The 26752-nt window shown below is 72.3% G+C and carries 28 protein-coding genes and 1 pseudogene; 7 read left to right on the top strand and 22 right to left on the bottom strand.

Features of this window, described 5'->3' with window-relative positions; genetic code table 11:
* Positions 1-2: 2 nt before the first annotated feature.
* A complete protein-coding gene (locus IPK37_11295; protein QQR99600.1) occupies positions 3-1253 on the top strand; it encodes a DUF4032 domain-containing protein in 1251 nt (416 codons plus the stop codon).
* 26 nt (positions 1254-1279) lie between these two features.
* Here the strand turns inward: IPK37_11295 and rlmB are convergent, their stop codons facing one another.
* The 5 genes from rlmB to IPK37_11270 all read right to left on the bottom strand — a co-directional run bounded on the left by rlmB (position 1280) and on the right by IPK37_11270 (position 5855).
* Complete coding sequence (rlmB, locus tag IPK37_11290; GenBank protein QQR99599.1) at positions 1280-2254, bottom strand: 23S rRNA (guanosine(2251)-2'-O)-methyltransferase RlmB; 975 nt, start codon at positions 2252-2254, stop codon at positions 1280-1282.
* Positions 2254-3687: a cysteine--tRNA ligase gene (locus IPK37_11285; protein QQR99598.1), complete on the bottom strand. Its 1434-nt coding sequence runs from the start codon at positions 3685-3687 to the stop codon at positions 2254-2256. The genes rlmB and IPK37_11285 overlap by 1 nt, the downstream gene beginning before the upstream one ends.
* Before the next feature lie 58 nt (positions 3688-3745).
* Positions 3746-4468 (bottom strand): hypothetical protein, encoded by a 723-nt coding sequence (locus tag IPK37_11280; protein QQR99597.1) that lies wholly within the window; start codon positions 4466-4468, stop codon positions 3746-3748.
* A 1-nt stretch (position 4469) separates the two neighbouring features.
* Entirely contained in the window at positions 4470-4895 is a 426-nt protein-coding gene (locus IPK37_11275; protein ID QQR99596.1) for a hypothetical protein, read from the bottom strand.
* Between the two features lie 459 nt (positions 4896-5354).
* A complete protein-coding gene (locus tag IPK37_11270; protein ID QQR99595.1) occupies positions 5355-5855 on the bottom strand; it encodes a 2-C-methyl-D-erythritol 2,4-cyclodiphosphate synthase in 501 nt (166 codons plus the stop codon).
* A gap of 138 nt (positions 5856-5993) precedes the next feature.
* On the opposite strand from IPK37_11270, the gene IPK37_11265 reads away from it, so the two are divergent.
* Entirely contained in the window at positions 5994-7652 is a 1659-nt protein-coding gene (locus tag IPK37_11265; protein ID QQR99594.1) for a phosphoesterase, read from the top strand.
* Between the two features lie 41 nt (positions 7653-7693).
* Here IPK37_11265 and IPK37_11260 read toward each other — a convergent pair whose 3' ends face one another.
* Both IPK37_11260 and IPK37_11255 read right to left on the bottom strand, forming a co-directional pair.
* On the bottom strand, positions 7694-8416 hold the full coding sequence (locus tag IPK37_11260) for a 2-C-methyl-D-erythritol 4-phosphate cytidylyltransferase (GenBank protein QQR99593.1): 723 nt from the start codon (positions 8414-8416) through the stop codon (positions 7694-7696).
* A gap of 37 nt (positions 8417-8453) precedes the next feature.
* Positions 8454-8936, bottom strand: a complete 483-nt coding sequence (locus tag IPK37_11255) for a CarD family transcriptional regulator (GenBank protein QQR99592.1) — start codon at positions 8934-8936, stop codon at positions 8454-8456.
* A gap of 287 nt (positions 8937-9223) precedes the next feature.
* Between IPK37_11255 and IPK37_11250 the strand changes: the two genes are divergently transcribed.
* Complete coding sequence (locus IPK37_11250) at positions 9224-9820, top strand: hypothetical protein (protein ID QQR99591.1); 597 nt, start codon at positions 9224-9226, stop codon at positions 9818-9820.
* 31 nt (positions 9821-9851) lie between these two features.
* Here the strand turns inward: IPK37_11250 and IPK37_11245 are convergent, their stop codons facing one another.
* Together IPK37_11245 and IPK37_11240 are read right to left on the bottom strand one after the other, a co-directional pair.
* Complete coding sequence (locus tag IPK37_11245) at positions 9852-10541, bottom strand: response regulator transcription factor (protein QQR99590.1); 690 nt, start codon at positions 10539-10541, stop codon at positions 9852-9854.
* Complete coding sequence (locus tag IPK37_11240) at positions 10538-11743, bottom strand: two-component sensor histidine kinase (protein ID QQS02830.1); 1206 nt, start codon at positions 11741-11743, stop codon at positions 10538-10540. Before IPK37_11240 ends, IPK37_11245 begins: the two co-directional genes overlap by 4 nt.
* A 281-nt stretch (positions 11744-12024) precedes the next feature.
* Here IPK37_11240 and phoU point away from each other — a divergent pair, with 281 nt between their 5' ends.
* Entirely contained in the window at positions 12025-12723 is a 699-nt protein-coding gene (gene phoU, locus IPK37_11235) for a phosphate signaling complex protein PhoU (GenBank protein QQR99589.1), read from the top strand.
* A gap of 158 nt (positions 12724-12881) precedes the next feature.
* Here phoU and IPK37_11230 read toward each other — a convergent pair whose 3' ends face one another.
* The 3 genes from IPK37_11230 to mshA are packed head-to-tail and all read right to left on the bottom strand — an operon-like array spanning position 12882 to position 15558.
* Entirely contained in the window at positions 12882-13625 is a 744-nt protein-coding gene (locus IPK37_11230) for a phosphoglyceromutase (GenBank protein QQR99588.1), read from the bottom strand.
* A gap of 4 nt (positions 13626-13629) precedes the next feature.
* Complete coding sequence (locus IPK37_11225; protein QQR99587.1) at positions 13630-14226, bottom strand: YbjN domain-containing protein; 597 nt, start codon at positions 14224-14226, stop codon at positions 13630-13632.
* A 30-nt stretch (positions 14227-14256) separates the two neighbouring features.
* Positions 14257-15558 carry a D-inositol-3-phosphate glycosyltransferase gene (gene mshA, locus IPK37_11220; protein QQR99586.1) on the bottom strand — a complete coding sequence of 434 codons (1302 nt, stop codon included), beginning with the start codon at positions 15556-15558 and terminating at the stop codon, positions 14257-14259.
* 160 nt (positions 15559-15718) lie between these two features.
* Between mshA and IPK37_11215 the strand changes: the two genes are divergently transcribed.
* Positions 15719-16513 carry a class I SAM-dependent methyltransferase gene (locus tag IPK37_11215; GenBank protein QQS02829.1) on the top strand — a complete coding sequence of 265 codons (795 nt, stop codon included), beginning with the start codon at positions 15719-15721 and terminating at the stop codon, positions 16511-16513.
* Here IPK37_11215 and IPK37_11210 read toward each other — a convergent pair.
* From IPK37_11210 to IPK37_11170, 9 genes and pseudogenes are all read right to left on the bottom strand, one after another.
* Positions 16498-16869 (bottom strand): phosphomannose isomerase type II C-terminal cupin domain, encoded by a 372-nt coding sequence (locus IPK37_11210; protein QQR99585.1) that lies wholly within the window; start codon positions 16867-16869, stop codon positions 16498-16500. The two genes, IPK37_11215 and IPK37_11210, sit on opposite strands and share 16 nt — an antisense overlap.
* Entirely contained in the window at positions 16866-17711 is an 846-nt protein-coding gene (locus IPK37_11205; GenBank protein QQR99584.1) for an alpha/beta hydrolase, read from the bottom strand. The genes IPK37_11210 and IPK37_11205 overlap by 4 nt, the downstream gene beginning before the upstream one ends.
* Before the next feature lie 23 nt (positions 17712-17734).
* Positions 17735-18070, bottom strand: a complete 336-nt coding sequence (locus IPK37_11200) for a DUF2516 family protein (protein QQR99583.1) — start codon at positions 18068-18070, stop codon at positions 17735-17737.
* Positions 18071-19510: 1440 nt separating this feature from the next.
* A pseudogene (locus tag IPK37_11195) lies at positions 19511-19807 on the bottom strand (helix-turn-helix transcriptional regulator).
* A gap of 151 nt (positions 19808-19958) precedes the next feature.
* The gene (locus IPK37_11190; GenBank protein QQR99582.1) at positions 19959-20972 is read right to left on the bottom strand and encodes a folate-binding protein YgfZ; all 1014 of its coding nucleotides are present in this window, start codon (positions 20970-20972) and stop codon (positions 19959-19961) included.
* Positions 20969-21355 (bottom strand): transcriptional repressor, encoded by a 387-nt coding sequence (locus tag IPK37_11185; GenBank protein QQS02828.1) that lies wholly within the window; start codon positions 21353-21355, stop codon positions 20969-20971. The genes IPK37_11190 and IPK37_11185 overlap by 4 nt, the downstream gene beginning before the upstream one ends.
* Before the next feature lie 50 nt (positions 21356-21405).
* The gene (locus IPK37_11180) at positions 21406-21909 is read right to left on the bottom strand and encodes an FABP family protein (protein QQR99581.1); all 504 of its coding nucleotides are present in this window, start codon (positions 21907-21909) and stop codon (positions 21406-21408) included.
* A gap of 20 nt (positions 21910-21929) precedes the next feature.
* A complete protein-coding gene (locus tag IPK37_11175; protein ID QQR99580.1) occupies positions 21930-22754 on the bottom strand; it encodes a hypothetical protein in 825 nt (274 codons plus the stop codon).
* 3 nt (positions 22755-22757) lie between these two features.
* Positions 22758-22988: a MoaD/ThiS family protein gene (locus IPK37_11170; GenBank protein QQS02827.1), complete on the bottom strand. Its 231-nt coding sequence runs from the start codon at positions 22986-22988 to the stop codon at positions 22758-22760.
* A 192-nt stretch (positions 22989-23180) separates the two neighbouring features.
* Between IPK37_11170 and IPK37_11165 the strand changes: the two genes are divergently transcribed.
* Positions 23181-23843, top strand: coding sequence for a response regulator transcription factor (locus tag IPK37_11165; protein ID QQS02826.1), 663 nt, complete (start codon positions 23181-23183; stop codon positions 23841-23843).
* A gap of 4 nt (positions 23844-23847) precedes the next feature.
* Here IPK37_11165 and IPK37_11160 read toward each other — a convergent pair whose 3' ends face one another.
* On the bottom strand, positions 23848-25704 hold the full coding sequence (locus IPK37_11160; GenBank protein ID QQR99579.1) for a bifunctional metallophosphatase/5'-nucleotidase: 1857 nt from the start codon (positions 25702-25704) through the stop codon (positions 23848-23850).
* A 146-nt stretch (positions 25705-25850) separates the two neighbouring features.
* Here IPK37_11160 and mshD point away from each other — a divergent pair, with 146 nt between their 5' ends.
* Positions 25851-26750, top strand: a complete 900-nt coding sequence (gene mshD, locus IPK37_11155; GenBank protein ID QQS02825.1) for a mycothiol synthase — start codon at positions 25851-25853, stop codon at positions 26748-26750.
* The last annotated feature ends 2 nt before the right edge of the window (positions 26751-26752 follow it).

Below are 26752 nucleotides of genomic sequence, written 5' to 3'. Positions count from 1 at the left end.
GGATGCCGCTGCAGATCACCGCGTCCCGCCCGGATCCGGCGCTGCTCGACCTGCCCTGGTCGACGCCGCTGGAGGAATGGGACGGCCCCTACCTGGCGCACCTGCCCCGCGGGATCTCCCGGCACGTGGTCCGGTTCGTCAAGGTGTCGGGGCGGGTCCTCGCGGTCAAGGAGATCAAGGAGGAGATCGCGCGTGCGGAGTACGGGCTGCTGCGGTCGCTGCGCCGATTGGAGCAGCCGACGGTGAAGCCGTTCGGGGTGATCAGTGGACGGACCACCCCGGACGGCGAACCGCTCGATGCCTGCCTCCTAACGCGGCACCTGAAGTTTGCGCTCCCCTACCGGGCCGTGTTCAGCCAGCGGATGCAGCCGGACACGGCCCGGCGGCTGCTGGACGCGCTCGCGGTCCTGCTGGTGCGGCTGCACCTCGCGGGGTTCTGGTGGGGCGACGTGTCCCTGTCGAACACGCTGTTCCGGCGCGATGCGGGGGCGTTCTCGGCGTACCTCGTCGACGCCGAGACCGGCCAGCTGCTCCCGTCGCTGACCAAGGGGCAGCGCGAGCACGACCTGGACATCGCGCGGGTCAACATCGGCGGCGAGGTCATGGACCTCGCGGCGAGTGGCTCCCCCGCGGCCGAGGGGCTGGACCCGGTCGCCATGTCGGAGCGGGTGCTGATCCGCTACGAGCAGTTGTGGGACGAGCTGACCGGGGTGGAGCGGTTCGAGACCGGGGATCGGTGGCGGGTCGACGAGCGGATCCGGCGGCTCAACGCGCTCGGCTTCGACGTCGACGAGCTGGCGTTGTCGACGGACCTGGCCGGTACGACGATCCAGATCCAGCCCAAGGTCGTCGACGCCGGTCACCACAGCCGACGGCTGATGCGGCTCACGGGCCTCGACGTGCAGGAGAACCAGGCCCGCCGGCTCCTCAACGACCTGGACAGCTACCGCGCGAGCGAGGGGCGGCAGGGCGACAGCGAGGAGATGGTGGCGCACGACTGGATGTCGCAGGTGTACGAGCCGATCGTGTCGAACGTCCCGCCCGACCTGGCCGGGAAGCTGGAGCCGGCGGAGATCTTCCACGAGGTGCTGGAGCACCGCTGGTACATGTCCGAGAAGGCCGGTCAGGACGTCACCACGTTGTGGGCCTTCGTGGACTACCTCAACACGGTCTTGCCGGGCAAGCGGGACGAGGAGGCCATCGTCGGCGTCGACACGGTCGAGATGCCGGTGGTCGCCATGTTCGAGGACTAGAAGGTCGACGGATTTGCCGGCCGGCCTCAGGCCTCGGCGCGCCTGGTGGCGACGGCGTACAGCGCCACCCCCACCGCGACCCCCGCGTTGAGCGACTCGATCGAGCCGATCGGGATCGAGACGACCTGGTCGCAGGTCTCCCGGACGAGCCGGGACAGGCCCTTGCCCTCGGAGCCGACCACGACGACCAGCGGCACGTCGGCCAGGTCCAGCGCAGGGAGCGAGACCGTGCCGTCCATGTCGAGCCCGACGACGAAGAAGCCCGCCTTGCGGTAGTCCTCCAGCGTGCGGGTGAGGTTGGCGGCCTGCGCCACGGGCACGCGCGCCGCGGCCCCCGCGGACGTCTTCCAGGCGGAGGCGGTCATGCCCACGGATCGGCGCTGCGGGACGACCACGCCGTGGCCGCCGAAGGCCGCCACCGAGCGGATGATCGCCCCGAGGTTGCGCGGGTCGGTGATGCCGTCTAGCGCCACGACCAGCGGAATCCCGGGCGCCTCGGGGTCGATGAGGTCGCGCGGGTCGGCGTACGCGTACGCCGGCACGGTCAGCGCGAGGCCCTGATGCACGCCGCCGTCGGTGAGCCGGTCCAACTCGGTGCGCGGCGCCTCGAGGACCGGCAGCCCCTGCTCGTGCGCGAGCTTGAGCGCCTCGCGCACCCGGTCGTCGGAGTCGATCCGGCTCCCGACGTACATCGTGCTCACCGGCACGTGCGCGCGCAGCGCCTCCACGACGGAGTTCCGGCCGAAGACGATCTCGGTGGATCCCTTCGTACGCCGAGTGCCGGCGCGCGCTGGCGCCTTGGCGCCGCGGCCGGCGCCCGCGGCGTTGGCCGCGGCGCGCTTGGCCGCCTTGTGCGCCTTGTGGTAGACGCGATCCTCCGCCTTCGGGGTCGGCCCCCGACCCTCGAGGCCGCGACGGCGCTGCCCGCCGGACCCGACGGTCGCCCCCTTCTTGGATCCCGTCTTCCTGGTGGCCCCGGGTCGGCGCGCGTTGCCGGCCATCAGGAGGCCTGCTCGCTGCGTCGGGCCAGGCTCCAGCGCGCGCCGGCGGGGGTGTCCTCGACGAGCACGCCGACCGCCGCGAGTTGGTCCCGGATGGCGTCCGCCGTGGCGAAGTCGCGCGCCTTGCGGGCTGCGGCCCGCTGTTCGATCCGGTCCGCCACGAGCGCCTCCAGGGCCGCCGCCGAACCGTCGTCGCCCCCGGTGCCGTCGCCGGCCCAGATCGGGTCGAGCGGGTTCACGCCGAGCACGGCCGTCATGGCGACGACCTGCCGGGCGGCCGCCGCGGCGGCGTCGGGGTCGCCGTCGTCGAGCGCGGTGTTGCCGGCCCGGACGGTGTCGTGCACGACCGCGAGCGCGCCGGACACGCCGAGGTCGTCGTCCATGGCCGCGCGGAAGGCCGCGGGCAGCTCCACGTCGGCCGGATCGACGGTGTCTCCGTGCGCCCGGCGCAGGAAGCCCTCGATCCGCTCGACGGCCGCCTCGGCTTCGGCGAGCGAGCCCTCGTGGTATTCGAGCGTCGAGCGGTAGTGCGACGACGTGATGTAGTAGCGCACCGCCAACGGCCGGGCCACCTTGGTCACCTCGGCCACGGTCATCCCGTTGCCGAGGGACTTGCTCATCTTCTCCCCCGCGGCGGTGAGCCAGGCGTTGTGCATCCAGAACCGCGCGAACCCGTAGCCGGCCGCCCGGGACTGGGCCTGCTCGTTCTCGTGGTGCGGGAAGCGCAGGTCGACGCCACCACCGTGGATGTCGAAGGTGTCGCCGAGGTACTTGCGCGCCATCGCCGAGCACTCCAGGTGCCAGCCGGGCCGACCGCGACCGTACGGCGTGGGCCAGCTCGCCGTGTCCGGCTCACCCGCCTTGTGCCCCTTCCAGAGGGCGAAGTCCCGCGGGTCGCGCTTGCCGCGGGGATCCGCGTCCTCGGCGGCCTCCATGTCGTCGATGCCCTGATGGGTCAGCTCGCCGTAGCTGGGCCAGGACCGCACGTCGAAGTAGACGTCCCCGCTGCCGTCGGCCGCGGGATAGGCGTGCTCCCGCTCGACCAGGCGCTCCATCAGCTCGACCATCTCGGTGATGTGGCCGGTGGCGCGGGGCTCGTACGTCGGCGGCAGCACCCCGAGCGTTTCCAGCGCCTGGGTCGTCTCCCGCTCGTGCGCGTAGCTCCACGCCCACCACGGCTCGTCGTTCTCGGCCGACTTGCGCAGGATCTTGTCGTCGATGTCGGTGACATTGCGGACCATGGTCACGGCGTACCCGTGCCCGATCTCGAGCCAGCGGCGCAGCACGTCGAACGCGACCGCGAAGCGCAGGTGGCCGATGTGCGGGGTGCCCTGGGTGGTGAGCCCACAGATGTACATCCCCACCCGGCCAGGCTCCAGCGGCGTGAACTCGCGCAGATCGCGAGTGGCGGTGTCGTAGAGATGAAGGCTCACGAGTGCTCACCCTACCGGCCGCGCATCCGGACCCTCGGGGGTGCTTACCGGCGCCGGGTCACCAGTCCGTGTCCGCGTGCCGGCTCAGGGGGCGCAGGACGCCCTGCAGGTCGCCCCACAACAGGGAGCTGGGTCGGCCGGCCAGCATGACCGTCGCGTCCTCGGCGTGGCGCACCAGGTAGGTGCCGAAACCCTGAATGTCCACGTAGTCCAGCGCGATCTCGCGGGCGTCGCACTGGGCTCCCCACGGCCGCCACGGGGCGGCCCACATCGCCGCCAGCGCCGGCTCGGCCCCGCCGGGAACGGGTTCCGCGGGCGAGTGGCAGCGCCGCCGGAACGCGTCGCGGCGGATGGGTCCATGCTGCTCGTCCGAGCTGTTCAGCATCGGTTGCAGCCGGCCCCAGCCGGCCAGCACGAGCGGTACGGCGTCCGCCGGGAAGACCAGCAGCTCGCTGGTCTGGCGGGCCTCCTCGGCCGGGTGGATGCCGAGATACATCATGCGCTGGGCGCCGACGTACAGCCGGGCGCGCCGGGTCAGGCCGCTCGGGTCGGTGGCGAAGTCGGTCGAGTACAGCAAGACGAGTGCCGCGTGGCGCAGGTCGTCGCGCAGCCGCCGCCCGGCGGGCGTCAGCTCGCCGTCCTCGCTCACGAGGCCGAGTTCCGCGAGGGCGGTTCGGTCGGTGGCGGGCAGGGCTGCGGTGCTTCCCAGCCCCCGCAGCGCGTCTGCGGCCTGCGGGGTCACGGGCATGGCGGGGAGCGATTCGACGTTGGTCTGCCGCATCTCAGGCCACCTTGGGTCGCACGTGCGCCACGATGTCGGCCAGTTCCTCCTCCAGCGGCAACAGATCCGCGAGCGCGCACTCCACCTCGATCTGCACGGCGCGCCCGGCGTCGTCGAAGACATAGCAGTCGTGCGCGACGGTGGCGTCCTTCTCCACGCGCGCGGTCTGGACGAGGCGACCCTCTCCCCACACGGGGTGCGGCCACACGTCGCTGCTGGTGAAGACGGCGTGCGGGTGGTGCCGCCGCACGGACTCCCAGACCCGATAGGGCGCCTCGCCCACGGTCCCGATCCCGTCGACGACCCGGATGGAGACGGTGGGGCGCGGGCCCCGACCGCGGTGGGGTCCGATGAGGACGAGATCGGCGGCTGTCGCGTCCGGCACCGGCGCCTCGTCCGCCGCCCACCGACCGGGCGCGTCGACCATGACGGAGGCGCGACCTTCGAAGCGCCGACGTTCTGTTGTCTTCATCCGTTCCACGCCTATCGAGACCGGGCTGCGCGCCATCTGACTGGGGATCCGCCCTTGGCTCGGGCGGCGATCCGGCCCACGAGTCCAGACGGCGACCCGTGCACGTTTCTCACCGTTGAGAGTGCACCAGGACACGGCTATGTCACCAGATTTGCGCCGGGCAAGTTTCACACTTGCTCTTAACTCCCACATTTTGAGACGGTCTGCTCGCCTCGCGGACGCGAGCCTCATGTCCCAAAAGACGGTTTGGCCAGCCTGTTTCCCCGATCTCGTTGACCTGCTGCGGCGTTAACAGCCCGATCCTCCCGCCGCCCGCCCGAAGGGTCGCCCTTAACAGTTACACCCGAGGTTACGTTGTGACACGGACGTCCGACTCACTGTGTTCGAGAGTGACCCGGGGCGTTCGAGAAGAATTCACGCGGGCAGCACGAGGGCGGTCGCCACGGCGGCCACCCCCTCGGCGCGGCCGGTCAGCCCCAGCCCGTCCGTCGTCGTCCCGCTCACGCTGACCGGAGCCCCACAGGCCGTCGCCAAGACGCGTTGAGCCTCCTCCCGCCGGGTGCCGATCTTCGGGCGGACGCCGATCACCTGAATGGCGACGTTTCCGATGTCGAATCCTGCGGCCCGTACGAGCCGAGCAGCCTCCCGCAAGAGCACCACCCCGGCCGCGCCGGCGAACTCCGGGCGGTCCGTGCCGAAGTGTGCCCCCAGGTCGCCGATGCCGGCCGCCGAGAAGAGGGCGTCGCAGGCGGCGTGGGCGGCCACGTCAGCATCGGAGTGGCCCGCCAGGCCAGGCTGGCCGGGCCATTCCAGCCCCGCCACCATGAGGGGCCGGTCGGGGTCGGCGCTGAAGGCGTGGACGTCGACGCCCACTCCCACCCGGGGGACGAGGTGCGCTGGGGCAGGTCCGCTCACCTGGGCAGCATAGGCCGCGCGCCGTGCGCCCGAATCGTCATCCAGAGTTCACCCGTCGGACGTCTGGGAGCGATGGCGGCGACCCCTCGACGGGAGGAACGTGCGAGGCGTCGAAACCTCCCCAGACAGAAACCGCCGATGCGCCTCACCCGTTCCCTCACCGTCGCTGCCGCCGCTGCCCTGCTTGCGGCGCCCGCGGGGGCAAGCCTCGCCATCGCCGCACCCGCCGCGGGCCCTGCCCACGACGCGAAGGGCGCGCTGCCCGGCGGGTACAAGAACCTCGTCGTCATCTACCAGGAGAATCACTCCTTCGACAACCTCTACGGGCGCTGGGGCCAGGTCGGCAAGGACCAGGTCGACGGCGTCTTGACGGCACCCGCGTCGGCGCTCACCCAGGTGAAGCAGGACGGCACGGCGTACCGTTGCCTCCCCCAGAACGACGTGAACCTCGCGGCCGTGCAGCCGAAGTGGTGCACCGGCGACGCCGGCGCGGCGCCGAGCGCGTTCGGCAACGCGCCCTTCAACGTGGACGACTACATCGCCGCCACCGCCAAGACCTGCCCCGACCCGAAGGCGCCGTACGCGCCGAACGGCGTCCTGGCCGGGACCGCCGGGGCGACCCCGGGCGGCTGCACCGAGGACCTCGTGCACCGGTTCTACCAGGAGCAATACCAGCTCAACGACGGCGCGATGAACCGTTACGTGACCGGCTCCGACGCGCTCGGCCTGACCATGGGCCACTACAAGACCGGGGACCTGCCGATCTATCGTTACCTGCACGCCAAGGGCGCCCCGAACTATGTCGTCGCGGACCGCTTCTTCCAGGCGGCGTTCGGTGGTTCGTTCCTCAACCACCAGTTCCTCATCGCGGCGCGCGCGCCGCTCGACACGAGCAGCGGCGCCATGGGAGCGGCCTACACCAAGCTCGACGCCAACGGGATGCCGACGAAGTACGCGCAGTACACCCCGACCGTCGACCCGACCACCCTCAAGGACGGGCAGCTCACGGCGAAGTGCGCCGGCGACGCAACCGGGACGGTCCACGACTACGCCAACGCCTGCGGCGCCTACGCGGTGAACACCACCCAACCGGCCGTGCCGCCCTTCGGCAAGGGCGCGCAGATGCCGCTGATCGATGACGCGGAGTACCCGAACATCGGCGACCGCCTCACCGACGCCGGGGTGTCCTGGAACTGGTACGCCGGGGGCTGGGCGGACGCCGAGGCGGGCCACCCCGGGCCGCTGTTCCAGTACCACCACCAGCCCTTCAACTACTTCAAGAACTACGCCCCCGGCACCACCGGCCGGTCCCACCTGCAGGACGAGACGAAGTTCTTCGCGGCCGCGAAGGCGGGGCAGTTGCCCGCGGTCAGCTTCGTCAAGCCGTACGGCGCGGAGAACGAGCACCCCGGCTACGCCAGCGAGCCCGACGGCAGCGACCACCTGGTCAAGCTCGTCGAGTCGGTGTTGAGCGGCCCGCAGGCCAACGAGACGCTCATCGTGATCACGTACGACGAGTTCGGCGGCCAGTGGGACCATGTGACCCCGCCCGGGCAGGGCGGCCAGGGCGGCGTGGCCGACGCCTTCGGCCCGGGCACCCGGATCCCGGCGCTGCTCATCAGCAAGCGCATGACCGCCTCCGGGGTCGATCACACGAGTTACGACACGACGTCGATCCTCGCCACGATCGAGAAGGCCCACGGCCTGGACCCGCTGGACGGTCGCGACGCCCGCGTCGCCCCGCTGACCAACGCGATCGCCAAGGGCATGCCGCCCGGTCAGATGAAGGACCGCTGACCTCGCGCACGATCGCGAAACTTCGGACGCGCGCTCGCGACTCAGCCCGCGAGCGCGCGTTCGGCGGCCGCCAGATCGTCGGGCGTCGTGATCTTCGCGGCGCGGGGATCGCCCGGTACGACCTGGACGCGGCCACCGCAGGCCTCCACCAGCCCGGCGTCGTCGGTGACCGCCACGCCGCCCGCGGATTCGCTGGCCCCGTCGGTGGTCCGCTCTTGTGCCCAGCCGTGGGCTCGCTCGTGCGCGTGCAGTAGGACCTCCCGGACGAAACCCTGCGGGGTCTGGATCGCCCGCAGGGTGGCCCGTTCCGGCGTGGCCACGACGTACCCGTCGGCGTCCACCTGCTTGATCGTGTCGACCACCGGCAGGCCCGGGACCACCGCGCCATGGCCGCCGCGCAGCGCGGCCACCACCCGATCGAAGAGTTCGGGAGGGGCGCCGCACCGAGCGGCGTCGTGGACGAGCACGAGGCCGTCGTCGGGACGCAGCAGCGCGAGGCCGCGCGCCACCGAGTCCGTGCGCTCCGCGCCTCCGGCGACGATGTCGACGTACGGCGTCTCCTCGGCGGCCACGAGCCCGCGGGCCTGGGTCAGATGCGTGACGGGCGCGACGACGACCACGTGCCCCACCTCCGCGCAGGCCAGCGCGCCGTCCAGCGCATGACGCAGCAGGGGGCGCCCGGCGAGCGGCACGAACGCCTTGGGAACGTCACGGCCGAGGCGGTGACCCGCCCCGGCCGCAACGATGATGACAGCGACGTTCACACGTCGAGAATAGGTGCGCGGCGAGGCCGCGAGCAGCTCAGGAAGCCAGGACCTCGTCCAGCATGGTCTCGGCCCGGTCCTCGTCGGTCTTCTCGGCCAGCGCGAGTTCGGAGACGAGGATCTGGCGCGCCTTGGCGAGCATCCGCTTCTCGCCGGCGGACAGGCCGCGGCCCTTTTCGCGACGCCACAGGTCGCGGACGACCTCGGCGACCTTGATCACGTCACCGGAGGCGAGCTTTTCGAGGTTGGCCTTGTAGCGGCGGGACCAGTTGGTCGGCTCCTCGGTGTGCGAGGCGCGCAGGACGGCGAAGACGCGGTCGAGGCCCTCCTGGCCGACGACGTCACGGACCCCGATGTCCTCGCAGTTGTCGGCCGGTACCTCGATGGTCAGATCTCCCTGTGCGACCTTCAGAACCAGGTAGAGCTTCTCCTCGCCTCGGATGGTGCGAGTCTTGATCTGCTCGATCAGAGCCGCCCCGTGGTGCGGGTACACAACTGTCTCGCCGACATTGAAGACCATGTGTCTTATTCCCCTTTCGCGGCCTCCAGAGTATCACGACCGACTCAGTAGCCGTAACCCCGGTCTCGCTATTTGCGCTGGTCAGTGACTCACGGACGAGCGCCCATCCATCGATCCGGGCTTGACAGCGCGCCGTGGTCCGTGCCACCCGCGAGGGTCCGGCGACCCTGTCGGATCCGGTTTCCGGGACCTGATGGGTGACCGCCCGTCGCGTCGGCTGACCGCCGGTCGCAGCCGGGTCGCGCTGCGCGAAGGCGCGGTCGTTGCGGGCTACTACGCTGACCAGCGTGACCACCCGTACGTCGTTCTCCCCCACAGCCACCCGCCGAGCCCAGCGCGCCGTCGCCGTGGGACTGGTAGGCCTGGCCGCCTCCGTCAGCCTGTCCGCCTGCCAGTGGACGTCGCCGATCACGACCCAGCTGCAATACGACGCCGCCGACGGCAAGTCGACCGAGGTCGGCAAGGTGAAGGTGCTTAACGCCCTCATCGTCGCGGATAAGCAGGACGGGCCGGGCACGCTGGTCGCCTCGTTCGCGAACCAGGGCTCCGACAAGGCCACCATCCAGGTGCGCGTCGGCCAGCAGGTCGCCGGGTCGGTCGAGGTCCCCGCGGGCGCGGTGGTGCAGGCCAGCACGGGCGAGAAGCGGCTCCAGGTGGCCAAGGTGCCGGCCGCCCCGGGTGCCACGACCGAGGTCATCTTCCAGGCCCCCGACGGCTCGGTCTCGCCGATCGCGGTCCCGGTGCTGCCCGCGACGGGCCCGTACGACACCCTCAAGCCCAGCGCCGTCGCCTCGACGAGCGCGCCGGCCTCACCCAGTGGGTCGGCGACCGCGACGCCGGCCGCTCCCGGGGCCACCAACGCCCCCGCCACCACGACGCCGTAAGCGGCGCCGCGACACCCAGGAGGGCGACGGCTCAGGCGTCGCCCTCCTCGAACTTGTACCCCAGGCCGCGCACCGTGATGATGTGCCGCGGGTTGCCGGGGTCCGGCTCGATCTTGGCGCGCAGCCGCTTGATGTGGACATCGAGGGTCTTCGTGTCCCCGACGTAGTCGCTGCCCCACACCCGGTCGATGAGCTGCATGCGGGTGAGGACTCGACCGGAGTTGCGCAGGAGCATCTCCAGGAGCTCGAACTCCTTGAGCGGCAGGGCCGCCTGCGTTCCCTGCACGGTGACGATGTGGCGCTCCACATCCATCCGGACCGGGCCCACCTCGATAGCGGTGGGCATGAGGTCTTCCGGCTCGGAGTGCCGGCGTAGCACCGCCTTGATGCGGGCCAGGAGTTCGCGGCTGCTGTAGGGCTTGGTGACATAGTCGTCCGCGCCGATCTCCAGCCCGACGACCTTGTCGATCTCGCTGTCCTTCGCCGTAAGCATGATGATCGGCACGGTGGAGCGCTGGCGCAGGGTGCGGCACACGTCGATGCCGGAGATCCCGGGCAGCATCAGGTCCAGCAGGACCAGTTCGGCTCCGCCCCGGTCGAACTCCTCCAGCGCCTGTGGCCCGGTCTCGGCCACGACCACGTCGTACCCTTCCTTCTTCAATAGGTACGACAGGGGGTCGGAGAACGAGATCTCGTCCTCGACCACCAGGATCCTGGTCATCTGCTCACCTCTCCGCCGGCGGGTGCCGCCGACTCCTCTTCCCAACCCAGCGGCGGTCGCGCGGGTACGGCGGCCAGGGCGGAGTCCTCCGGACCGACGGCGGGCAGCCGGATCGTGAACGTCGACCCTTGGCCCTCCTCGCTCCAGACCTTGACCTCGCCGCCGTGATTGCTGCAGATGTGCTTCACGATGGCCAGGCCCAACCCCGTTCCCCCGGTCGCCCGCGATCGGGCGGGGTCCACCCGGTAGAACCGCTCGAAGATCCGGTCCAGGTCGGCGGCGGGGATGCCGCAGCCCTGGTCGGAGACCGTGATCTCGACGATGCCGTCGACCTGCCGAACGCCCAGTGCCACGCGGGTGCCGTCGCCGGAGTAGTTGACGGCGTTGGTCAGGAGGTTGTCCACGGCAGTCCCCAGCATGTGCGCGTCCCCGAACACGACGGCGTCCTCGTCGATGGCCACCAGCACGTCCATGCCCTTGGCCTCGGCCAGTGTCTGCACGCGATCCGCGGCCTCCCGGGCCACGTCCGCCACGCGCACGGGCACCGGGTCGGACAGCGATTCGGAGGCCTGCAGCCGGGACAGGTCCACGATCTCCCGGACCAGCTGCGTCAGCCGCGCGCTTTCCACCCGGATCCGCTTCGCGAACCGCTGCACCGCCTCGGGGTCGTCGCTGGCGTCCAGCACGGCCTCGGCCAGCAGGGAGATGCCGCCGACCGGCGTCTTGAGTTCGTGGCTGACGTTCGCGACGAAGTCCCGGCGCACCGCCTCGACGCGTTGGGCGTGGGTGTGGTCCTCGACCAGGAGCAGCACCTGGTCACCACTGAGCGGGGCCACCCGCGCCTGAACGGTCAGCGTGCCGGGGCCCAAGGGGCCGCGGGCCAGCTGCAGCCGCACCTCCCGGGTGACGCCGTCCCGCCGGACCGCGCGGACCAGTTCACGCAGCTCCGCATGGGCGAGATCGCGGGATCGGATCAACCCCAACGCCCGCGCTGCCGGGCTGGCGGTGACGACGGCGTCGCCGGCATCGAGGATGACGGCGCTGCTCCGCAGGACCCGCAGGACCTCCGCGACGGCGGGATCGGGCGCCGTGGCCAGGGTGGGGGTCGGCGTGGCCAGCCCGAGCCCCGGCGTCGCCGCGAATCCCCCGGGCCCGCGCGGCGAGTCTGCTCCACGCCCGGGCGCCTGCTCGGCGGGTCGCATCCGGTCGGCCGAGGATCGGCCGCGCCAACGCATCCCGCACCACAGGCCGCCGGCCCCACCGGCGCAGAGGCCGCCGACGAGCGGCACCCACTGCGACACGTCCACGTCTAGCAGCGTACGCACACCGTACGCATGCCAGCCTCCTCACCTGCCATTCCAGGCCGACCGGACGTAGTGTTCACCTAGCGGCCGGGCGACGTTCATCCGCGACTGAAAGCCTTTCGACCGCGGCTTCGGCCGCGGTCGAACCACCAATCCGAACCACGCGAAATAAGGACACCATGCGCGACGCGTTCCACGAGGACCTGGACCGGATCTCCGATCAGCTCGTCGAGATGACCCGCCTGGCGGGCTCCGCCATGTCGCGGGCCACCACGGCGCTGCTCGATGCGGACGTGTCGATTGCCGAAAGCGTCATCGCGGCGGACAGCCAGCTCGACGAGATTCGGATTCAGGTCGATGACCGCTCGATCGACCTCCTCGCGCGGCAGCAGCCGGTGGCGACCGATCTGCGCATGGTCGTGACCGCCATGCAGATGGCCGCCGACCTGGAGCGCATGGGCGACCTGGCCAAGCACGTCGCCAAGGTCGCGAGGCTGCGGTTCCCCACCTGCGCGGTCCCCGACCAGATGCGCCCGATCATCGTCGAAATGGATGCGGTCGCGCGCGCCATCGCCGAGCAGACCGGCGACATCATCGCGAGCAAGCGCGCGCAGGGGGCCGGCGAGCTGGTCCAGGCCGACGACCGGATGGACGCCCTCCACAAGGAGGTGTTCGCCAAGCTGGCCGATACCTCGTGGCCGCACGCCCCGGAGACGACGATCGACGTCACCCTGTTGGCGCGCTACTACGAGCGCTTCGCCGACCACGCCGTCCTGGTGGCGCACCGCGTCGCCTACCTCGTGACCGGCGAATGGCGCACCGTCGACGTGCCGTCCGAAGAGAGCATCCTCGACCGCCACGAGGCGCCGCCGCAGTGACAATGGTGCCGAGCGCCGATGGTGACAAGGTGACGACTGGGTGAACACCCAGCGCTTCGGCCCGTGCACCGTTCGGGCCGAAGCGAACGAGGCCCGCCCCAGGTTTCCCTGGGACGGGCCTCGTCCCGTCGTACGGCCGTCGTCTGACGGCTGCGCGATCAGCGGCCCTGGTTGGCGACCGCCTGCGCGGCGGCGGCGGCGGCCTCGGGGTCGAGGTAACGCCCACCCTTGGTGACCGGCTTCAGGTCGTCGTCGAGCTCGTAGACCAGCGGCTGCGCCGTGGGGATGTTCAGGCCCGCGATGTCCTCGTCGGAGATGCCGTCCAGGTGCTTGACCATGGCGCGCAGGCTGTTGCCGTGCGCGGCGATCAGGACGACCTTGCCGGCCTTGAGGTCGGGGACGATCTCGCTCTCCCAGTAGGGCAGCAGGCGCGCCACCACGTCCTTGAGGCACTCGGTGGGCGGGTTCTCGCCGTCGATGTTGGCGTACCGCACGTCGTGGGCCTGGCTGAACTCGTCATTGGGGTCGAGCGGCGGCGGCGGGGTGTCGTAGCTGCGGCGCCACAGCATGAACTGCTCCTCGCCGAACTCCTGCAGCGTCTGCTTCTTGTCCTTGCCCTGCAGCGCGCCGTAGTGGCGCTCGTTGAGGCGCCAGTTGCGCTTCACGGGGATCCAGTGCCGGTCGGCCGCGTCCAGGGCGATGTTGGCGGTGTTGATCGCCCGGCGCAGCACGGAGGTGTGCACGATGTCCGGAAGCACGCCCTCCTTGACCAAGAGCTTGCCGCCGACGATGGCCTCCTCCCGACCCTTGTCGGTGAGGTCGACGTCGACCCAGCCGGTGAACAGGTTCTTCTGGTTCCACTGGCTCTCGCCGTGGCGCAGCAGCACGAGGGTGTAGGTCATGCGCTCACTCTAGTTGCGCGGGGTTCCCAGGTGAGGGGATGACGGAGGCCCGCTCGACGGTCTCCTCCGGGAGGGGTTCGACGTGGTACGCCGGGTCGTCCTCGCTGCCCGCCAGCACGTCGCGGAAGGCCTCCAGGTTGCGCAGCGACTCCCCCCGCGCGACCCGCCACGCCCATTCCCGCTTCATCGACGTCAGGAAGCCCAGGAGCAGCAGCTCGTTGAACGCCGCGTCGGCGCTCTCCAGCACGACGCCGAACAGCCGGTCCAGCGCGTCCTCGGTCACGGCCTCCAGCGGCAACCGGGCCACGACGTACACGTCGTCGTTGCTGTCCGTCGCGTAGGCGACGCCGGGGGTGCGCAGGTTGCGCCGCAGGAGGTGCCCGAAGAACGCGGCGTGGTTCTCGTCCGGGTGCCGGATCACGAAGGCCGACAACGACGCTTCCCGCTCGGTGAAGACGATCGAGCAGACGGTCTTGAGCTTCTTCTCGCCGGGCAGGACGAGCACGTACTCCCCCGCCCGGGTCCCCGGGTCCAGCGTGAGCTCCTGGTCCGCGGCGAACGCGCGCAGGGCGTCCTCCGCCTGGCTTCGGACGTCGGTCATCGCGATCCTCGCCTCTCGCTTGTCGCCGGGTCAGGCGCTGCGGCGCACCTCGGCTCGAGCGCTCGCCCGGGCCAACGCCTCCAGTGTGTCGGATCTGCGGCTGGCGGCGGCCTCGGCGTACACGTCGAGCAGCCGCCCCGCGGTGACATCCCAGCCGAACCCGCGCGCATGCTCGACCCCCGCGGCGCCCAGCGCCGCCCGCCGCGCCGGATCATCGAGCAGCCGCTCCAGGGCGCGACTCCAGTCGCCGACGTCATGCCCGGGGACGAGCTCGCCGCCACCCGCGACGGCGGTCGGCAGGCCGCCCACGTCGGCCGCCAGGACCGGGGTGCCGCAGGCCTGGGCCTCGAGGGCGACCAGGCCGAAGGACTCGTTGTGGGAGGGGACGGCGACGAGGTCGGCGGCGCGATACCAGTGCGCGAGCCGGTCCCGCGCCCCCGGCGCCTCGAACCGCACCCGATCCGCGATGCCGAGCTGCCGGGCCAGGTCGATCAGCGCCGTCGGGCGTTGCAGGCCGGTCCCGCTCGGCCCTCCGTTGATGACCACCCGCAGCCGCCCGCGCAGGTCGGGACGCCGATCAATCAGCGCGGCGGCGGCCGCCACCAGCAGGTCCGGCGCCTTCAGCGGTTGGATCCGGCCCACGAACGCGACGACGAGGTCGTCCGGGGCGACGCCGAGCACGGCGCGGCTCGCCGCTCGGTCGCCCGGGCAGAAGGTGCGCAGGTCGACTCCGGGGTTGACGACCCGCACCCGGCCGGGCTCGGCGTCGTAGAGCTCGATGAGCTCCGCGGCCTCGGTGTCGGTGTTGGCGACGAGACGATCGGCCACCGCGACCACCTGGGCCTCCCCGAGCTCGCGGTCCTCCGGTTCCGGGGTGTCGCCGTCGGCGAGGTAGGCGTTCTTCACCCTGGCCATCGTGTGCATGGTGTGCACGAGGGGCACGTGCCAGCGTTCCGCAGCCAGCCAGCCCACCTGACCGGAGAGCCAGTAGTGGCTGTGCACCACGTCGTAGTAGCCCTCCGGGTGGGCGGCGACGGCCTGCATGACCCCCGCCGCGAACGCGCAGAGCTGGGCGGGGAGGTGTTCCTTGGCCAGGCCCTCGTACGGGCCGGCGGGAACATGCCGTACGACGACGCCCGGCGCCGCCGCCACGATCCCCTGGTCGCCCGACGTCGCCCGCGTAAAGACCTCGACCGCGACGCCGCGGCGGGCCATCTCCAGGGCGCTGTTGAGAACGTAGACGTTCAGACCGCCGGCATCCCCGGTGCCCGGCGTCGCCAACGGCGAGGTGTGCACGGCGATCATGGCGACCCGCTCGATCTGGGGGCTCATGTCTCGGCCCCTCCTTCCCTGGCTCTCGGGCGTGGCGCTTCGCCCCTGCGGTGCAACGCGCGCGGGGCGGCGACCCTTCCCGGCTTACCGTGTCCCTGTGCCCGCCCGAGTGCCTACGCCGTCGCCCGTGCGCGTGACGCCCGCCACGCGCCCCGCGGCCATGGTCGGCACCATCACCCGGGGGACCACGAACCCCAACCGGCTGCGGCGCTGCGATCGGTGGCTGGTCGCGACGCAGGCCTGGCGGCTGCGCAGCGAACCGGACCCCGTGGCCGTGGACCTCGGGTACGGCGCCTCGCCCGTCACCACCGTCGAATGGGCGGCCCGGCTGAGCCGGGTGGCGCCCGACGTGCGGGTCGTCGGGCTGGAGATCGATCCCGACCGGGTGGCGGCGGCGCGCCCGCTCGAGGCGCCCGGCCTGACGTTCGCGGCCGGCGGCTTCGAGGTGCCGCTGGCGGCGGGCCGCACCGCGGCGGTGATCCGGGCGTTCAACGTGCTGCGCCAGTACGCCGAGGCCGACGTGCCGGGCGCCTGGGAGCGGCTGCGCGGCCGCCTGTCACCGGCCGGGCTGGTCATCGACGGGACGTGCGACGAGCTGGGCCGCCGCGCCACCTGGGTGGCCCTGGACCGGGACGGGCCGCAGTCGCTGACGATCGCCCTGCGGCTGGCCGATGTGGATCAGCCCTCCGAGGTCGCCGAGCGGCTGCCGAAGGCGTTGATCCACCGGAACGTGCCCGGGGAACGGGTGCACGCCTACCTCGGCGCGCTGGACGCGGCGTGGGCGCGGGCGGCGCCGCTGTCGGCATACGGTCGGCGGCAGCGCTTCGTGGCCACGGTGCGGGACCTGCGCGACGCGGGCTGGCCCGTGCTCGGCGGCGTCTCGCGGTGGCGCCTGGGCGAGGTCACGGTGGCCTGGGAGGCCGTGGCGCCCGGCGGGGTTCAGACCCGCTTGTAGTCGTCCTCGAGCCGCACGATGTCGTCCTCGTCGAACTGGCCGAAGCCGACCTCGAGGATGCGCGCGACCTCGGTGCCGGGGTTCGCCATGCGGTGCACCGCCCCCTGCGGCACCCAGATCTGCTCGTCCTTGCCGGCCCGCCAGGTGCGGTCGTCGACGGTGACCTCCATGGGCGCCTCGTCGAGGACGGTCCACATCTCCGCCCGGTGCGCGTGCTTCTGCAGCGAGAGCCGCTGCCCCGGCTTGACCGTGATGACCTTCACGGTCACGGTCTCGTTGGTGCAGAAGCTGCGGAAGTCGCCCCAGGGCCGCTGTTCGGTAAAGACGCCCTCGGTGCGGTCGTCGATGGTGTTCACGAGCTGTCCCCCTCCGCGTCCCGGCCGGATGGAGCGGCCAGGAATTCTGTCACCAACCCTCTCAGGGTAACCCGGTGCGCCCAGAGCAGGCCGCCCGGAGGGAGCACCACCAGGCGCGCCGCGGGCAACGCGGCCGCGAGCTCGCGAGCCACCTCCACGGGGTGCACCGGGTCCTCCTCCTGCGCGATGACCAGCGCCGGGGCGCGGACGCGGGCGAGTACTGCCGGGTCCGGGACGGGCGCCGACCGGGGGACCCGGCGGAACGCCTCGGCGGTGCCGGTGCGGGCGCTTGGGGCGCCGGAACCGACGAGCCACCGGGCGTGCGCGTCGGCCCAGTGGGCCACCGCCGCGGCCGCCTGCGGCCCCGCGGCCTGCTCCTGCGCGAGCGCCCGGGCGAGGGCATCGGCGTCGCCCGCGTCCAGCAGGGCGGCGAGGCGATCGGCACGGGTCGTCTCCGGGCCGGCGCGCGGGGTGTCGAGCGCTGCCGGCAGCACGAGGATCACGCGCTCGAAGCGGTCGGGCGTCTGCGCCAGCAGGGCGCACAACGCCCCGGCGCCCATGCTCACGCCGAGCGCACGGGTCGCCCCGGACGCGTCGGCGACGGCCCGCAGCTGGGCGGCCAGGCCGCCGTACGACCAGGCTCCCGCCCCCACCTCCGAGCGACCGTGACCCCGGAAGTGGAAGAACACCCGGCGCCCGCGCACCCCGGAGGCGAAGGGGCGGGTGGACTCGATCGACTGGCCCAGGCCGTGCGCGAACACCGTGACGGGCTCACCGCGGCCGAACTGCGTCCACTCCACCCGGCCCGCGGGGGTCTCCAGGAGCCGGGGCTCGGATATCACCGCGGCTCCTCAGCGGGCCGCGGTCACCAGGACCCGTAGGGCCCGCGGCCCGACGCGCCGCCCTTTCGCCGCACCGGCGTGTAACGCCGGATCGCCGGACGGACGTCGGCGAGGAAGACCCCGGCCGCGACGACGGCGATGAGCCCGATCCCGAACGGGTTGAAGATGCTCACGAAGCCGATCAGCATCGCGACGGCGGTGATGCCGACCCACCACTGCTTGCTGAGCTTTTCTGCCGTGGCGTAGGCGGCGGACGGATAGCGCAGGGACTCCACGAACGCGAAGACCTGCATCGCGAGGGCGGCGACGCCGAGCAGCATCACGACCAAGGCCTGGGCGTTGTCGAGCGATTGCATCATGACGTCCAGGGTACGTGGCCCGCCGCAGACCTTCAGAATCACGGCTGCTCGCGCGGGCGCCCGTCCGACCCAATCCCCGACCCGGCCAGGACGCAGGCGCAGACCGGTACGCCGCAGGGCCGGGACGCCTCGGCGTCCCGGCCCTGGTGCAGCCGCTGGTTCAGCGCGCTGGGCCCCGGCGTACGGCGCCCGGCGTCACTCGCCCGAGCTCGCGGGCAGGTGGTCGCTCGGAGTGTCGGGCAGGGCCGGCTCGGCGATGATCGGCGTCACGGCCGGCGTGGCCGGCATGTCGGCGGGCGTGGCCGTCACCGGCTTCGCCGCGCGCTTGGTCGTGCGCTTCGCGGCACCGGCGACGGGGGTCGAGGACGCCCGCTTGACGGCCGGCTTGGCCGCAGCCTTCTTGGTCGCTGCCTTCTTGGCGGTGGCCTTCTTCGCGGCCGGCGCCTTGGCGGTCGGCGTGGTGGCACCGGCGTCGACGCCCGCGCTCATGACCGGCCGGGTCTCCGCGGTGGGCGCACCCGGGGACCGGCGGCGACGCGCGATCGGCTTGCGCACCTCGGCCCCGACGGTCTTCGCGGTGCTCATCGGGTGCCGGGCGCCGTGGCTGACGGCCTCGACGACGTGGCTGGCCTGGTCCACGACCTTGTCGGCCTGGTGCGCGGCGGCGCGGCGGGTGCGCTCCGCGGCGCGGCGCCCGTCGGCGACCCGCTTCTCCGCCTCGTGGCCGACCTGCTCGACGACCCGGCGGCCCTCGGCGACGCGCTTCTCGGCCTGCTGGCGACCCTGCGCCACCACGTGCTCGGCCTGGTGGCGACCCATGGCCACCCGCGCCTCGGCCTCGTGCTTGCCCTGCTCCACCAGCGAGGTCGCCTGGTGCACCTTCTTGTCGACGGCCTGGCCGGCCTCCTTGCGGCTGCGCCCGGCAAGGTCGCCCGCCTGCTTCATGAGGCCCTGGGCGGTGGTGGAGGCCTGCGCCGCGAGGTCCACGTCCTTGCCGCGCCGGGCGAGGTCGGCGTACTGCCGGCGCCCCTTGGCGACCGCCTTCTTCGCCTGCTTGACCGCCTCCTTGGGGAGGTGCTTGGCGCCCTTGATCGCCTTGGACACGTCGCGGTTGGCCTTGAGCTGAAGGTCGTCAGCCCGCTGCTGGAGCTCGTCGATGCCCTGCTCAGCGTCCTTGGCGGCCCGGTGGCCGAGCTCGACGAGCTTCTCGACGGCGAGGTCCGACGCGCCGACGACAGCGTAGATGGGGGTCAGCGCCGACTTCTCGGCATCACGGTCGGACTCGTGGGGCGTGGCCGACTTGGCGTTCATGTACATCTCCTTGGATCCATGGTGGTACGACGGCTTGTTCCCGTCCGGAACGGAGGCCCCGGTGGCGAGCTCCGCAGGTGCGTCGACGACGGCGTACCATCCGTCCTCGACGATCCGGGAATAGGCGTCGAGGAGTGCGCGGCGCTGCGGACCGTCGAGCCTGGGGTCGTTGCGGATCGCGACACGCGCGTCCGCCCCGTGCGGTGCGTGGTCAGGGTCGAGAAGCCCGGCACGGACATACAGCGACTCGGCGGACAGGGACAGGCCCTGCGCGAGTTGCTGCAGGATCTCCGCGCTCGGCCGACGAAGGCCGCGCTCGATCTGCGACAGATACGGGTTGCTGATACCCGTGACGGCGGACAACTGGCGAACCGAGAGATTTGCCGCGATGCGCTGCTGGCGAAGGTATTCACCGAGTTCCCGCATCCCCGCCGCCGGGGACGGAATCGTGGTCACGGTGCTTAGTCTGCTAACCATGGCAAGCAATGAGCAAGCGCCGTCGCTGCGATGTTGAACACGTTTTCGCCGCGGCGCTTGCTCCTGCTAACGGTGTGCTTGCCGGGCCCGACGGCGACGGTCAGGGCTGTACGACGACCGTTGGGGCCGCACTGATTCCGCCGGCGACCAGCACCGCATCCACCGGGGTGTTGCGCCGCACGACGCCGAGTGCGATGGGGCCCTCGAGCGCATGCCGGGCGACGCTCGTCAAGCGCCCGACCGAACGCCCGCCCGCGGTCAGCTCTGCGCCGGCTTCCGGCAGCACGTGGCCCGACCCGTCGAGGTGGCAGAACACCAGTCGCCGGGGTGGCCGCCCGAGATTGTGCACGCGGGCCATCGTCTCCTGGCCCCGATAGCAGCCCTTGTGCAGGTGCACCGCCGTGCGCAGCCAGTCCAGCTCGTGCGGGATGGTGCGGTGGTCGGTGTCCGCCCCGAGTCGAGGGCGCCAGGAGGCGATGCGGGCCGCCTCCGCCGCCCAGATCCCGGCCAGCGGGCGATCCCCGACCGCCGCACGCAGCTGCTCCCGCGGCACGATCACCTCGCGCCAGGCGCGCTCGGCGCCGGGGTGGTTCTCGGCGGGTCCGTAGCACGTCGTGTCGCCCACCGGCCCGGGCCACGGGTCGCGCCACGTGGGGGGCTCGCCGGGTCGTCCCTCCGCCGCAATCGGCTCACCCAGTACGGCGTACTCCGCGGTGACCTGTCCGACCTCCACCCGCAACAGGAACTGCATCCGCCGCAGCCACTCAGCCAGGGCGGCGCCCGTGCCGGGTTCCACCGTGATCCAGATGCGCTCGCCGTCGTCGACGAGGTGCAGGGCGTGTTCGACGTGCCCGTTCGGGGTGAGGACGAGCGACTCCGCCGAGGTGTGCGGCGGTAGGTCGGTCAGGTGTTGGCTCGTGAGCGAGTGCAGCCAGGAGAGCCGGTCGGGCCCGGCGATGGTCAGCACGTCGCGGTGAGCCAGGTCCACCACGGCCAGGCCCTCGGCAAGCAGGCGTTGCTCCCGCACCGGGTCGCCGTAGTGCGCGGCGACCCCGGCGTCGAGGCCGCCGGCCGCAACGGCGCCCGGCACCTCGTCGAGCAGTGGCGATCTCATGCTTCCTCCCTCTCGCAGGCGCCGCACCAGCCGTGCACGGCCATGTGCCGCACGTCGACGACGAACGCGGTCTCACGCATCAGGGTGCTGGCGAACGAGTCGGCCACCTGCACGGGCGCCTCGCTCACCGCGCCGCACCCCAGGCACACCAGGTGCAGATGATTGGCGTGCGTCGCGAGGTGGTACGACGGCGCGCGGTGCTCCAGGTGGGTGTGCGACACCGCACCGACGCGCTCCAGCGCCTCCAGATTGCGATACACCGTGGACAGCGACAGCGGCGGTCCGCCGTCGGCGTCGATGGACTCGGCGACCGCGTCGGGCGTCGCGTGGCCCAACGCCCCGACCGCGGCCAGCACCCGCTCGCGTTGCGGCGTCATCCGCATCCCGCGGGCGCGCAGCGCGTCGGCGACCTCCGCCGCGCCCCGCAGCCCGCTCACTCCACCCGCTTGAGGCGGGCCGACAGGTGGCTCTGCAGCGGGTGACCCGTCGCGGCCATGTCCATGGCCCACATGAGCTCACCCTCGACGTAGCCGTACATGCGGGTGCCCGCGTTGTACTCCTTCGCCTCCGGGCTGCGCATCACCCCGTCGGTGCGCAGCTGCACCGCGGGTCGGGCGGGATCCTTCGCCCCGACGTACATCTCGACGATCCCCGTGGGGTGGGTGAGCAGCAGCTCGATCTCTCCCGAGCCCAGGACGCGCCAGAACCCCAGCTCGGTGGCGGAGGGGCGCACCTGGTTGCCGGCCTCGTCGAGCAGCCAGGTCCGGCTCTCCCAACGCAGGAATGCGCGTTCGTCGTGGGTGCAGATCACCTCTTGGCCGAAGTTCATCGACGTCATGCTCGGGTAGCCGACCACGCCCGCGCCCTCCCACCGGCCGACGAGCCAGGCGAGCGGGGCCAGGACGGGTTGCAGGGTCACGTCGAGTTCGAAGGGCATGGCGCCATTCTCCCGCACGCTCAGCGCACGAGCGCGACCAGGAGGCTCACGACGACCCCTACCAGGAGCCAGGAGCCGGCGCCGGAGGCGACCTGCGGTCGGCGGCGCGACTGGGTCGGCTGGACGAAGAAGATCTGGCGCAAGGCGTAGGACCCCAGCCCGGCCACCACGCCGCCAGCGGCCACCACTCCGGCCGCCAGGCCGGCCACGTCGACGAATCGGGCGGCGCCGACGGCTCCCGCACTGGCCAGCGCCGCGGCGATGACGACGGCGGGGACATCGTCGACCCATCGGCCCCGGACGATGTCGGCGAACGCGGCGCACCCCACGGCGGACGCGACGACGACGACCGCGCCCAATGCCCCAGGGCGCGTCAGCGCCGGGAGCGACCCCGCCCAGGCGGCGATCAGCAGGACCCCGGATACCTCCGACGTCAGGGACTCGACGAGCCGGGGCCGACCGTCCCGGCGCGCGAGCTGGTGGACGAACGCGGCGAGGATGCACAGCGCGAAGGCGGCCACGACGGCGTCGAGGTCACCGATGCCGGAGGTGACCGGCCGGGCCACCCACCCCGTCACCCCCAGGACCACGGCGGCGAACGCCAGGACGGCCGTGGTGCCCCGCGGGCTGGGCAGGTTCAGCAGCGGGACCCAGCCCACGACGACGGCCAGCACGCCCAGGGCGCCGACGAGGGCCACGCCCAGCGGCTGCCCGGCCCAGGCGCAGGCCGCCGAGGCTGCAGCGGACAGGACGGCCGCGGACGTCACCAGGGGACGCCACGGCCGCACGGGCATGAGCGGTCCGGCGATGGCGCTCGGCAGCGGACCGGTTGACTCGGCCGACATGACTCAGCCCCCCGCGAACGGGGGCAGGATCTCCAGGACGCTCCCCGCAGGCGCCACGTCGTGGGGCGCCGCCGTGGTGCCGTCGATCAGCGTCGAGGCCACGGCGAGCACCGGAACCAGGTCGGGGTGCTCCGTCGCCGCACCCGCCAGGATGTCGGCGACGACGCCAGCCGCCCGGGTTTCCTCGTCGACGCCGGCGGCGGCGCGGGCCGCGGCCCAGTACCGCACGGTCACCGTCCCCGCCGCCGCGGTCGCTGCCACGGTCGCCGAGGTCGCCGCTGCAACGGGCTCGGCGCTGGGGTCGGCGGGCGGCGCGGGAGTGGGCTCGGTCACGGCCCTAGCCTGCCACGGGCCGCCCACGCCCCGGCGGGGGAAGGACCATCCAGCGAGACGGCCTACTCTTGAGGGGTGGCGGAACTGGTGGTGATGACCTCCGTGCTGGGGCCCAGCGCGGAGGTGTTGCCCGCCCTCGGATTCCTGCCGCACCAGGTCCGCATCGTCCCCCCGGACCTCACGGCGCTCCTCGACGACCGGCACGTGGACGCGATTCTGGTCGACGCCCGCCGCGATCTCGCGGGCGCCCGCACCCTGTGCCGGCTGCTCGCGACCACCGGCACCCCTGGCCCGATCCTCGCTGTGGTCTCCGAGGGTGGCCTGGTCGCGGTCTCCGCCGATTGGCAGCTCACCGACCTGCTGCTGGAGACCGCGGGACCCGCGGAGGTCGAGGCGCGGCTGCGGCTCGCGCTGACCCGCCAATCCGCCCAGGAGCCGGAGTTCGCCACCCCGATCTCCTCCGGCGAGCTGGTCATCGACGAGACCACCTATTCGGCGCGGCTGCATGGCCGCCTGCTCGACCTGACCTACAAGGAGTTCGAGCTGCTGAAGTATCTGGCCGGGCACCCGGGCCGGGTGTTCACCCGGGCGCAGCTCCTCCAGGAGGTGTGGGGGTACGACTATTTCGGCGGCACCCGCACCGTCGACGTCCACGTGCGGCGGCTGCGCGCCAAGCTCGGCTCCGAACACGAGGCGCTGATCGGCACGGTCCGCAACGTGGGCTACCGGTTCGTCCCGGAGGAGTCGCTGGTCTGACGCGTCAGCCCTTGGTGATCCGGGTGAGCGCGGCGGGGCTGTAGGGCGAGTGCGCCTGCAGGTACGCCGCGAACCCGTCGATGTCGAGCCCGCCGAACACCTTGTTCGTCGCCTTGGTGAACGCCGCGAAGCCGTCGCCGCCGTCGGAGAGGAACGAGTTCGCCACGACGCGGTACGTCGCGGCCTTGTCCACCGCCTTGCCGCCGAGCTGCACGCTGCCGTCGACGATCGTGCCCGTCCCGGTCCAGCGGTAGCTGAAGCCGGCGCTGACCTGGAGGACCTTCGGGGCACTCGCGTTGGGGCCGGTGAACTGCTGGCCGAGCAGGTCGTAGATCTGCTGCCCGGTCATGTCCATGCTCACGAGGTAGTTGTTGAACGGCTGGACGTTGAACGCCTTCTGGTAGGTCACCTCACCCGGCTGCTCCCCGCCCATCGGCGCCGCGCCCAGGTCCGCCCGGATGCCACCGGGGTTCATGAACGCCACGACCGGCTTGCCCTTCGCGGCGACGGAGGCGTCGGCCAGCTGGGCGTCGGCGATGAGGTCGCCTAACGCGCTCTCCCCCGCCGGGTTCTGGGCCTTGGTCACGTCGGCGGTGATCCGGCCCAGCACCTTGCTGGCGATGGGCTTGACCAGCTCGGCGTACCGGGCGATGAGCGCCGCCACCTGCGGGTCCGCGGGCACGTCGCGGGTCACGACCTGCTGCCGCGTCCAGGTGCGCTCGCGGACGACGTCCTTGGTCGCCGGGTCGTAGGCGAAGTGCAGGTCGGTGACCAGGCGCCCGAACGCGGCCGCCTGGGTGACCGGCCGCGGCTTGCCCGCCGGGTCCGGCACGTCGCACTGATAGGCGACGTGGCTGTGCGCCGTGAGGATCGCGTCCACGGCCGCGTCGGCCCCCTTGACGATGGGCAGGATCGGGGAACCGTCAAGAAGGTCGGTGGTGCCGGGGGTGCACCGCGCGTCGTACGTCGTGGTCGCCGGGTAGGACTTGCCGTCCGGACCGACCCAGGCGCGCTTGGGGCCGTTGCCGCCCTGGTGGACCAGCGCGACCATCGCGTTGACGCCGTGGGCCTTCAGCTCGGCGGCGGCGCGGTTGATCGCCGCGACCTCGTCGCCGAAGTCGAGGTCCTTGATGCCCGCCTGGGTGACGATGTTGGCGGTGTCCTTCAGCACGACACCGATGACTCCGAGGCGAACGCCGTTGTCCTGCAGGACGGTGTACGCCGGCAGGATCGGCGTGGTCGTGCCCTTGCGGTAGACGTTCGCCGCCAGCACGGGGAAGCCCGCGCCGCGGTAGGGCTGCGCGGCGCACGAATTCTGGTTGTCCTTGCCGGCCCCGTCGTCGATGCAGCCGCCGCGGACGATGCGTAGCAGCTCGGCGTACCCCTCGTCGAACTCGTGGTTGCCCACGACGCCCGCCTGCACGCCCATCAGCCGGGCCGCCTCGATGGTCGGCTCGTCGTGGAACGCCGCCGAGATCAGCGGCGAGGCGCCGATGAGGTCGCCGGTCTCCAGCGTGAACGAGGTCTGCTGTCCGGCGCGCATCCGGGCGAGGTGGGTGGCGAGGTACGCTGCGCCGCCCGCGTCGACCGTCGCGTCGGTGACCTTGCCGGCGGCGTCGACGGTGTGGCCCACGACGACGCGACCCCCGCTGCCCGCTGGGGGCTCGAGGTTGCCGTGGAAGTCGTTGAACGCCAGCAGCTGCACGTCCTTGAGCCGGCGATCCGCGCCCCGCTGACCCTGGGCGTCCGGCGTGGGGGCTGGGGCGTCGTCGGCGGCGAAGGCCGGGGCCGCGAACGCGGCCGTGGTCAGGGCCAGGCCCAGGGATGCGGTGACCAGGCGGGCGAGCGTCGTGGACGACATGCGTCCTCCTCGGGGGGTTCGGGGAGCGCGGCGGCGCCGTACGGCGTGGGGAGTCAAGGCGGCTGGCGTCGCGGCCGGGTTCGATGACGGTCCCACGCTAGAACGGACGTCCGAGTTCACCGTGGTGGAATGGCCGCATGTCGCCGATGAACACTGGGCAAATTCGTCCCGCGGACCGGGCCGCCGTGCTCGAGCTGGTCCGCCGCGTGCAGGCGAGCGACGGCGTCGCCCCGCTGTCCGAGCAGGGGCTGCTGCACCTGGCCCACGGCGCGCGGGAGCCGATCGACGGCGTCCGCCACCTCCTCCAGGCCGCCGAGCCCGGACCGGGCGTGGCCGCCTACGCGCAGCTCGACGCGCGCGCGGGGGGCCAACCCGCCGCCGAGCTGGTCGTCGACCCCGCCCACCGCCGCTGCGGGCATGGCGGCGCGCTCCTCGACGCGGTGCTCGCGAGCGAACCGGCGGTCCGCGTCTGGTCGCACGGCCTGCTGCCGGGGGCCGGCGAGCTGGCCGCATCCCGGGGCATGCAACCCGTCCGAGAACTGCTCAAGCTGGCTCGGGCCCTCGCCCCGAGCGACGCCTTCGACACCCAGGTTCCGCAGGGCTACGTGCTCTCGACGTACGACCCGGACGACCCGCGCGACGCTCGGGACTGGCTCGCGCTCAACGCCGCCGCCTTCGCCGCCCACCCCGAGCAGGGCCGGATGACGATGGCGGACCTGCGCGCCCGCCAGGACGAGTCGTGGTTCGACGCGGCGGGCCTCTTCCTCGTGCGCGACGCCGCCGGGAGCCTCGCCGCCTCGCACTGGACGAAGGTCGAGGACGGGGTGGGCGAGGTGTACGTCGTGGCCGTCTCCCCCGATCACCAGGGCCGGGGGCTGGGCCGCGCCGTCACCGCGGTCGGCCTGGCGCACCTGCGTGACCTGGGCCTTCGCACGGTGGAGCTGTACGTCGACGGGGACAACGCGGCGGCGCTCGCGACCTATGCGGCGCAGGGCTTCCGCACCGTGACCCGCGATGTGCAGTTCGCGGCCGGGGTGTCACGATAAGC

This window comes from Austwickia sp. (assembly GCA_016699675.1).
Classification (GTDB): domain Bacteria; phylum Actinomycetota; class Actinomycetes; order Actinomycetales; family Dermatophilaceae; genus Austwickia.
This window is presented reverse-complemented; position numbering and strand designations above follow the sequence as displayed.

Excerpts from the sequence above, each read along its gene's own strand:
- IPK37_11295 (QQR99600.1), top strand. The coding sequence starts at position 3 with ATGCCGCTGCAGATCACCGCGTCCCGCCCGGATCCGGCGCTGCTCGAC.
- rlmB (QQR99599.1), bottom strand. The coding sequence starts at position 2,254 with ATGGCCGGCAACGCGCGCCGACCCGGGGCCACCAGGAAGACGGGATCC.
- IPK37_11280 (QQR99597.1), bottom strand. The coding sequence starts at position 4,468 with ATGCGGCAGACCAACGTCGAATCGCTCCCCGCCATGCCCGTGACCCCG.
- IPK37_11275 (QQR99596.1), bottom strand. The coding sequence starts at position 4,895 with ATGGTCGACGCGCCCGGTCGGTGGGCGGCGGACGAGGCGCCGGTGCCG.
- IPK37_11265 (QQR99594.1), top strand. The coding sequence starts at position 5,994 with ATGCGCCTCACCCGTTCCCTCACCGTCGCTGCCGCCGCTGCCCTGCTT.
- IPK37_11255 (QQR99592.1), bottom strand. The coding sequence starts at position 8,936 with ATGGTCTTCAATGTCGGCGAGACAGTTGTGTACCCGCACCACGGGGCG.
- IPK37_11245 (QQR99590.1), bottom strand. The coding sequence starts at position 10,541 with ATGACCAGGATCCTGGTGGTCGAGGACGAGATCTCGTTCTCCGACCCC.
- IPK37_11240 (QQS02830.1), bottom strand. The coding sequence starts at position 11,743 with ATGCGACCCGCCGAGCAGGCGCCCGGGCGTGGAGCAGACTCGCCGCGC.
- phoU (QQR99589.1), top strand. The coding sequence starts at position 12,025 with ATGCGCGACGCGTTCCACGAGGACCTGGACCGGATCTCCGATCAGCTC.
- IPK37_11230 (QQR99588.1), bottom strand. The coding sequence starts at position 13,625 with ATGACCTACACCCTCGTGCTGCTGCGCCACGGCGAGAGCCAGTGGAAC.
- IPK37_11225 (QQR99587.1), bottom strand. The coding sequence starts at position 14,226 with ATGACCGACGTCCGAAGCCAGGCGGAGGACGCCCTGCGCGCGTTCGCC.
- mshA (QQR99586.1), bottom strand. The coding sequence starts at position 15,558 with ATGAGCCCCCAGATCGAGCGGGTCGCCATGATCGCCGTGCACACCTCG.
- IPK37_11215 (QQS02829.1), top strand. The coding sequence starts at position 15,719 with ATGGTCGGCACCATCACCCGGGGGACCACGAACCCCAACCGGCTGCGG.
- IPK37_11200 (QQR99583.1), bottom strand. The coding sequence starts at position 18,070 with ATGATGCAATCGCTCGACAACGCCCAGGCCTTGGTCGTGATGCTGCTC.
- IPK37_11190 (QQR99582.1), bottom strand. The coding sequence starts at position 20,972 with ATGAGATCGCCACTGCTCGACGAGGTGCCGGGCGCCGTTGCGGCCGGC.
- IPK37_11185 (QQS02828.1), bottom strand. The coding sequence starts at position 21,355 with ATGCGGATGACGCCGCAACGCGAGCGGGTGCTGGCCGCGGTCGGGGCG.
- IPK37_11180 (QQR99581.1), bottom strand. The coding sequence starts at position 21,909 with ATGCCCTTCGAACTCGACGTGACCCTGCAACCCGTCCTGGCCCCGCTC.
- IPK37_11175 (QQR99580.1), bottom strand. The coding sequence starts at position 22,754 with ATGTCGGCCGAGTCAACCGGTCCGCTGCCGAGCGCCATCGCCGGACCG.
- IPK37_11165 (QQS02826.1), top strand. The coding sequence starts at position 23,181 with ATGACCTCCGTGCTGGGGCCCAGCGCGGAGGTGTTGCCCGCCCTCGGA.
- IPK37_11160 (QQR99579.1), bottom strand. The coding sequence starts at position 25,704 with ATGTCGTCCACGACGCTCGCCCGCCTGGTCACCGCATCCCTGGGCCTG.
- mshD (QQS02825.1), top strand. The coding sequence starts at position 25,851 with ATGAACACTGGGCAAATTCGTCCCGCGGACCGGGCCGCCGTGCTCGAG.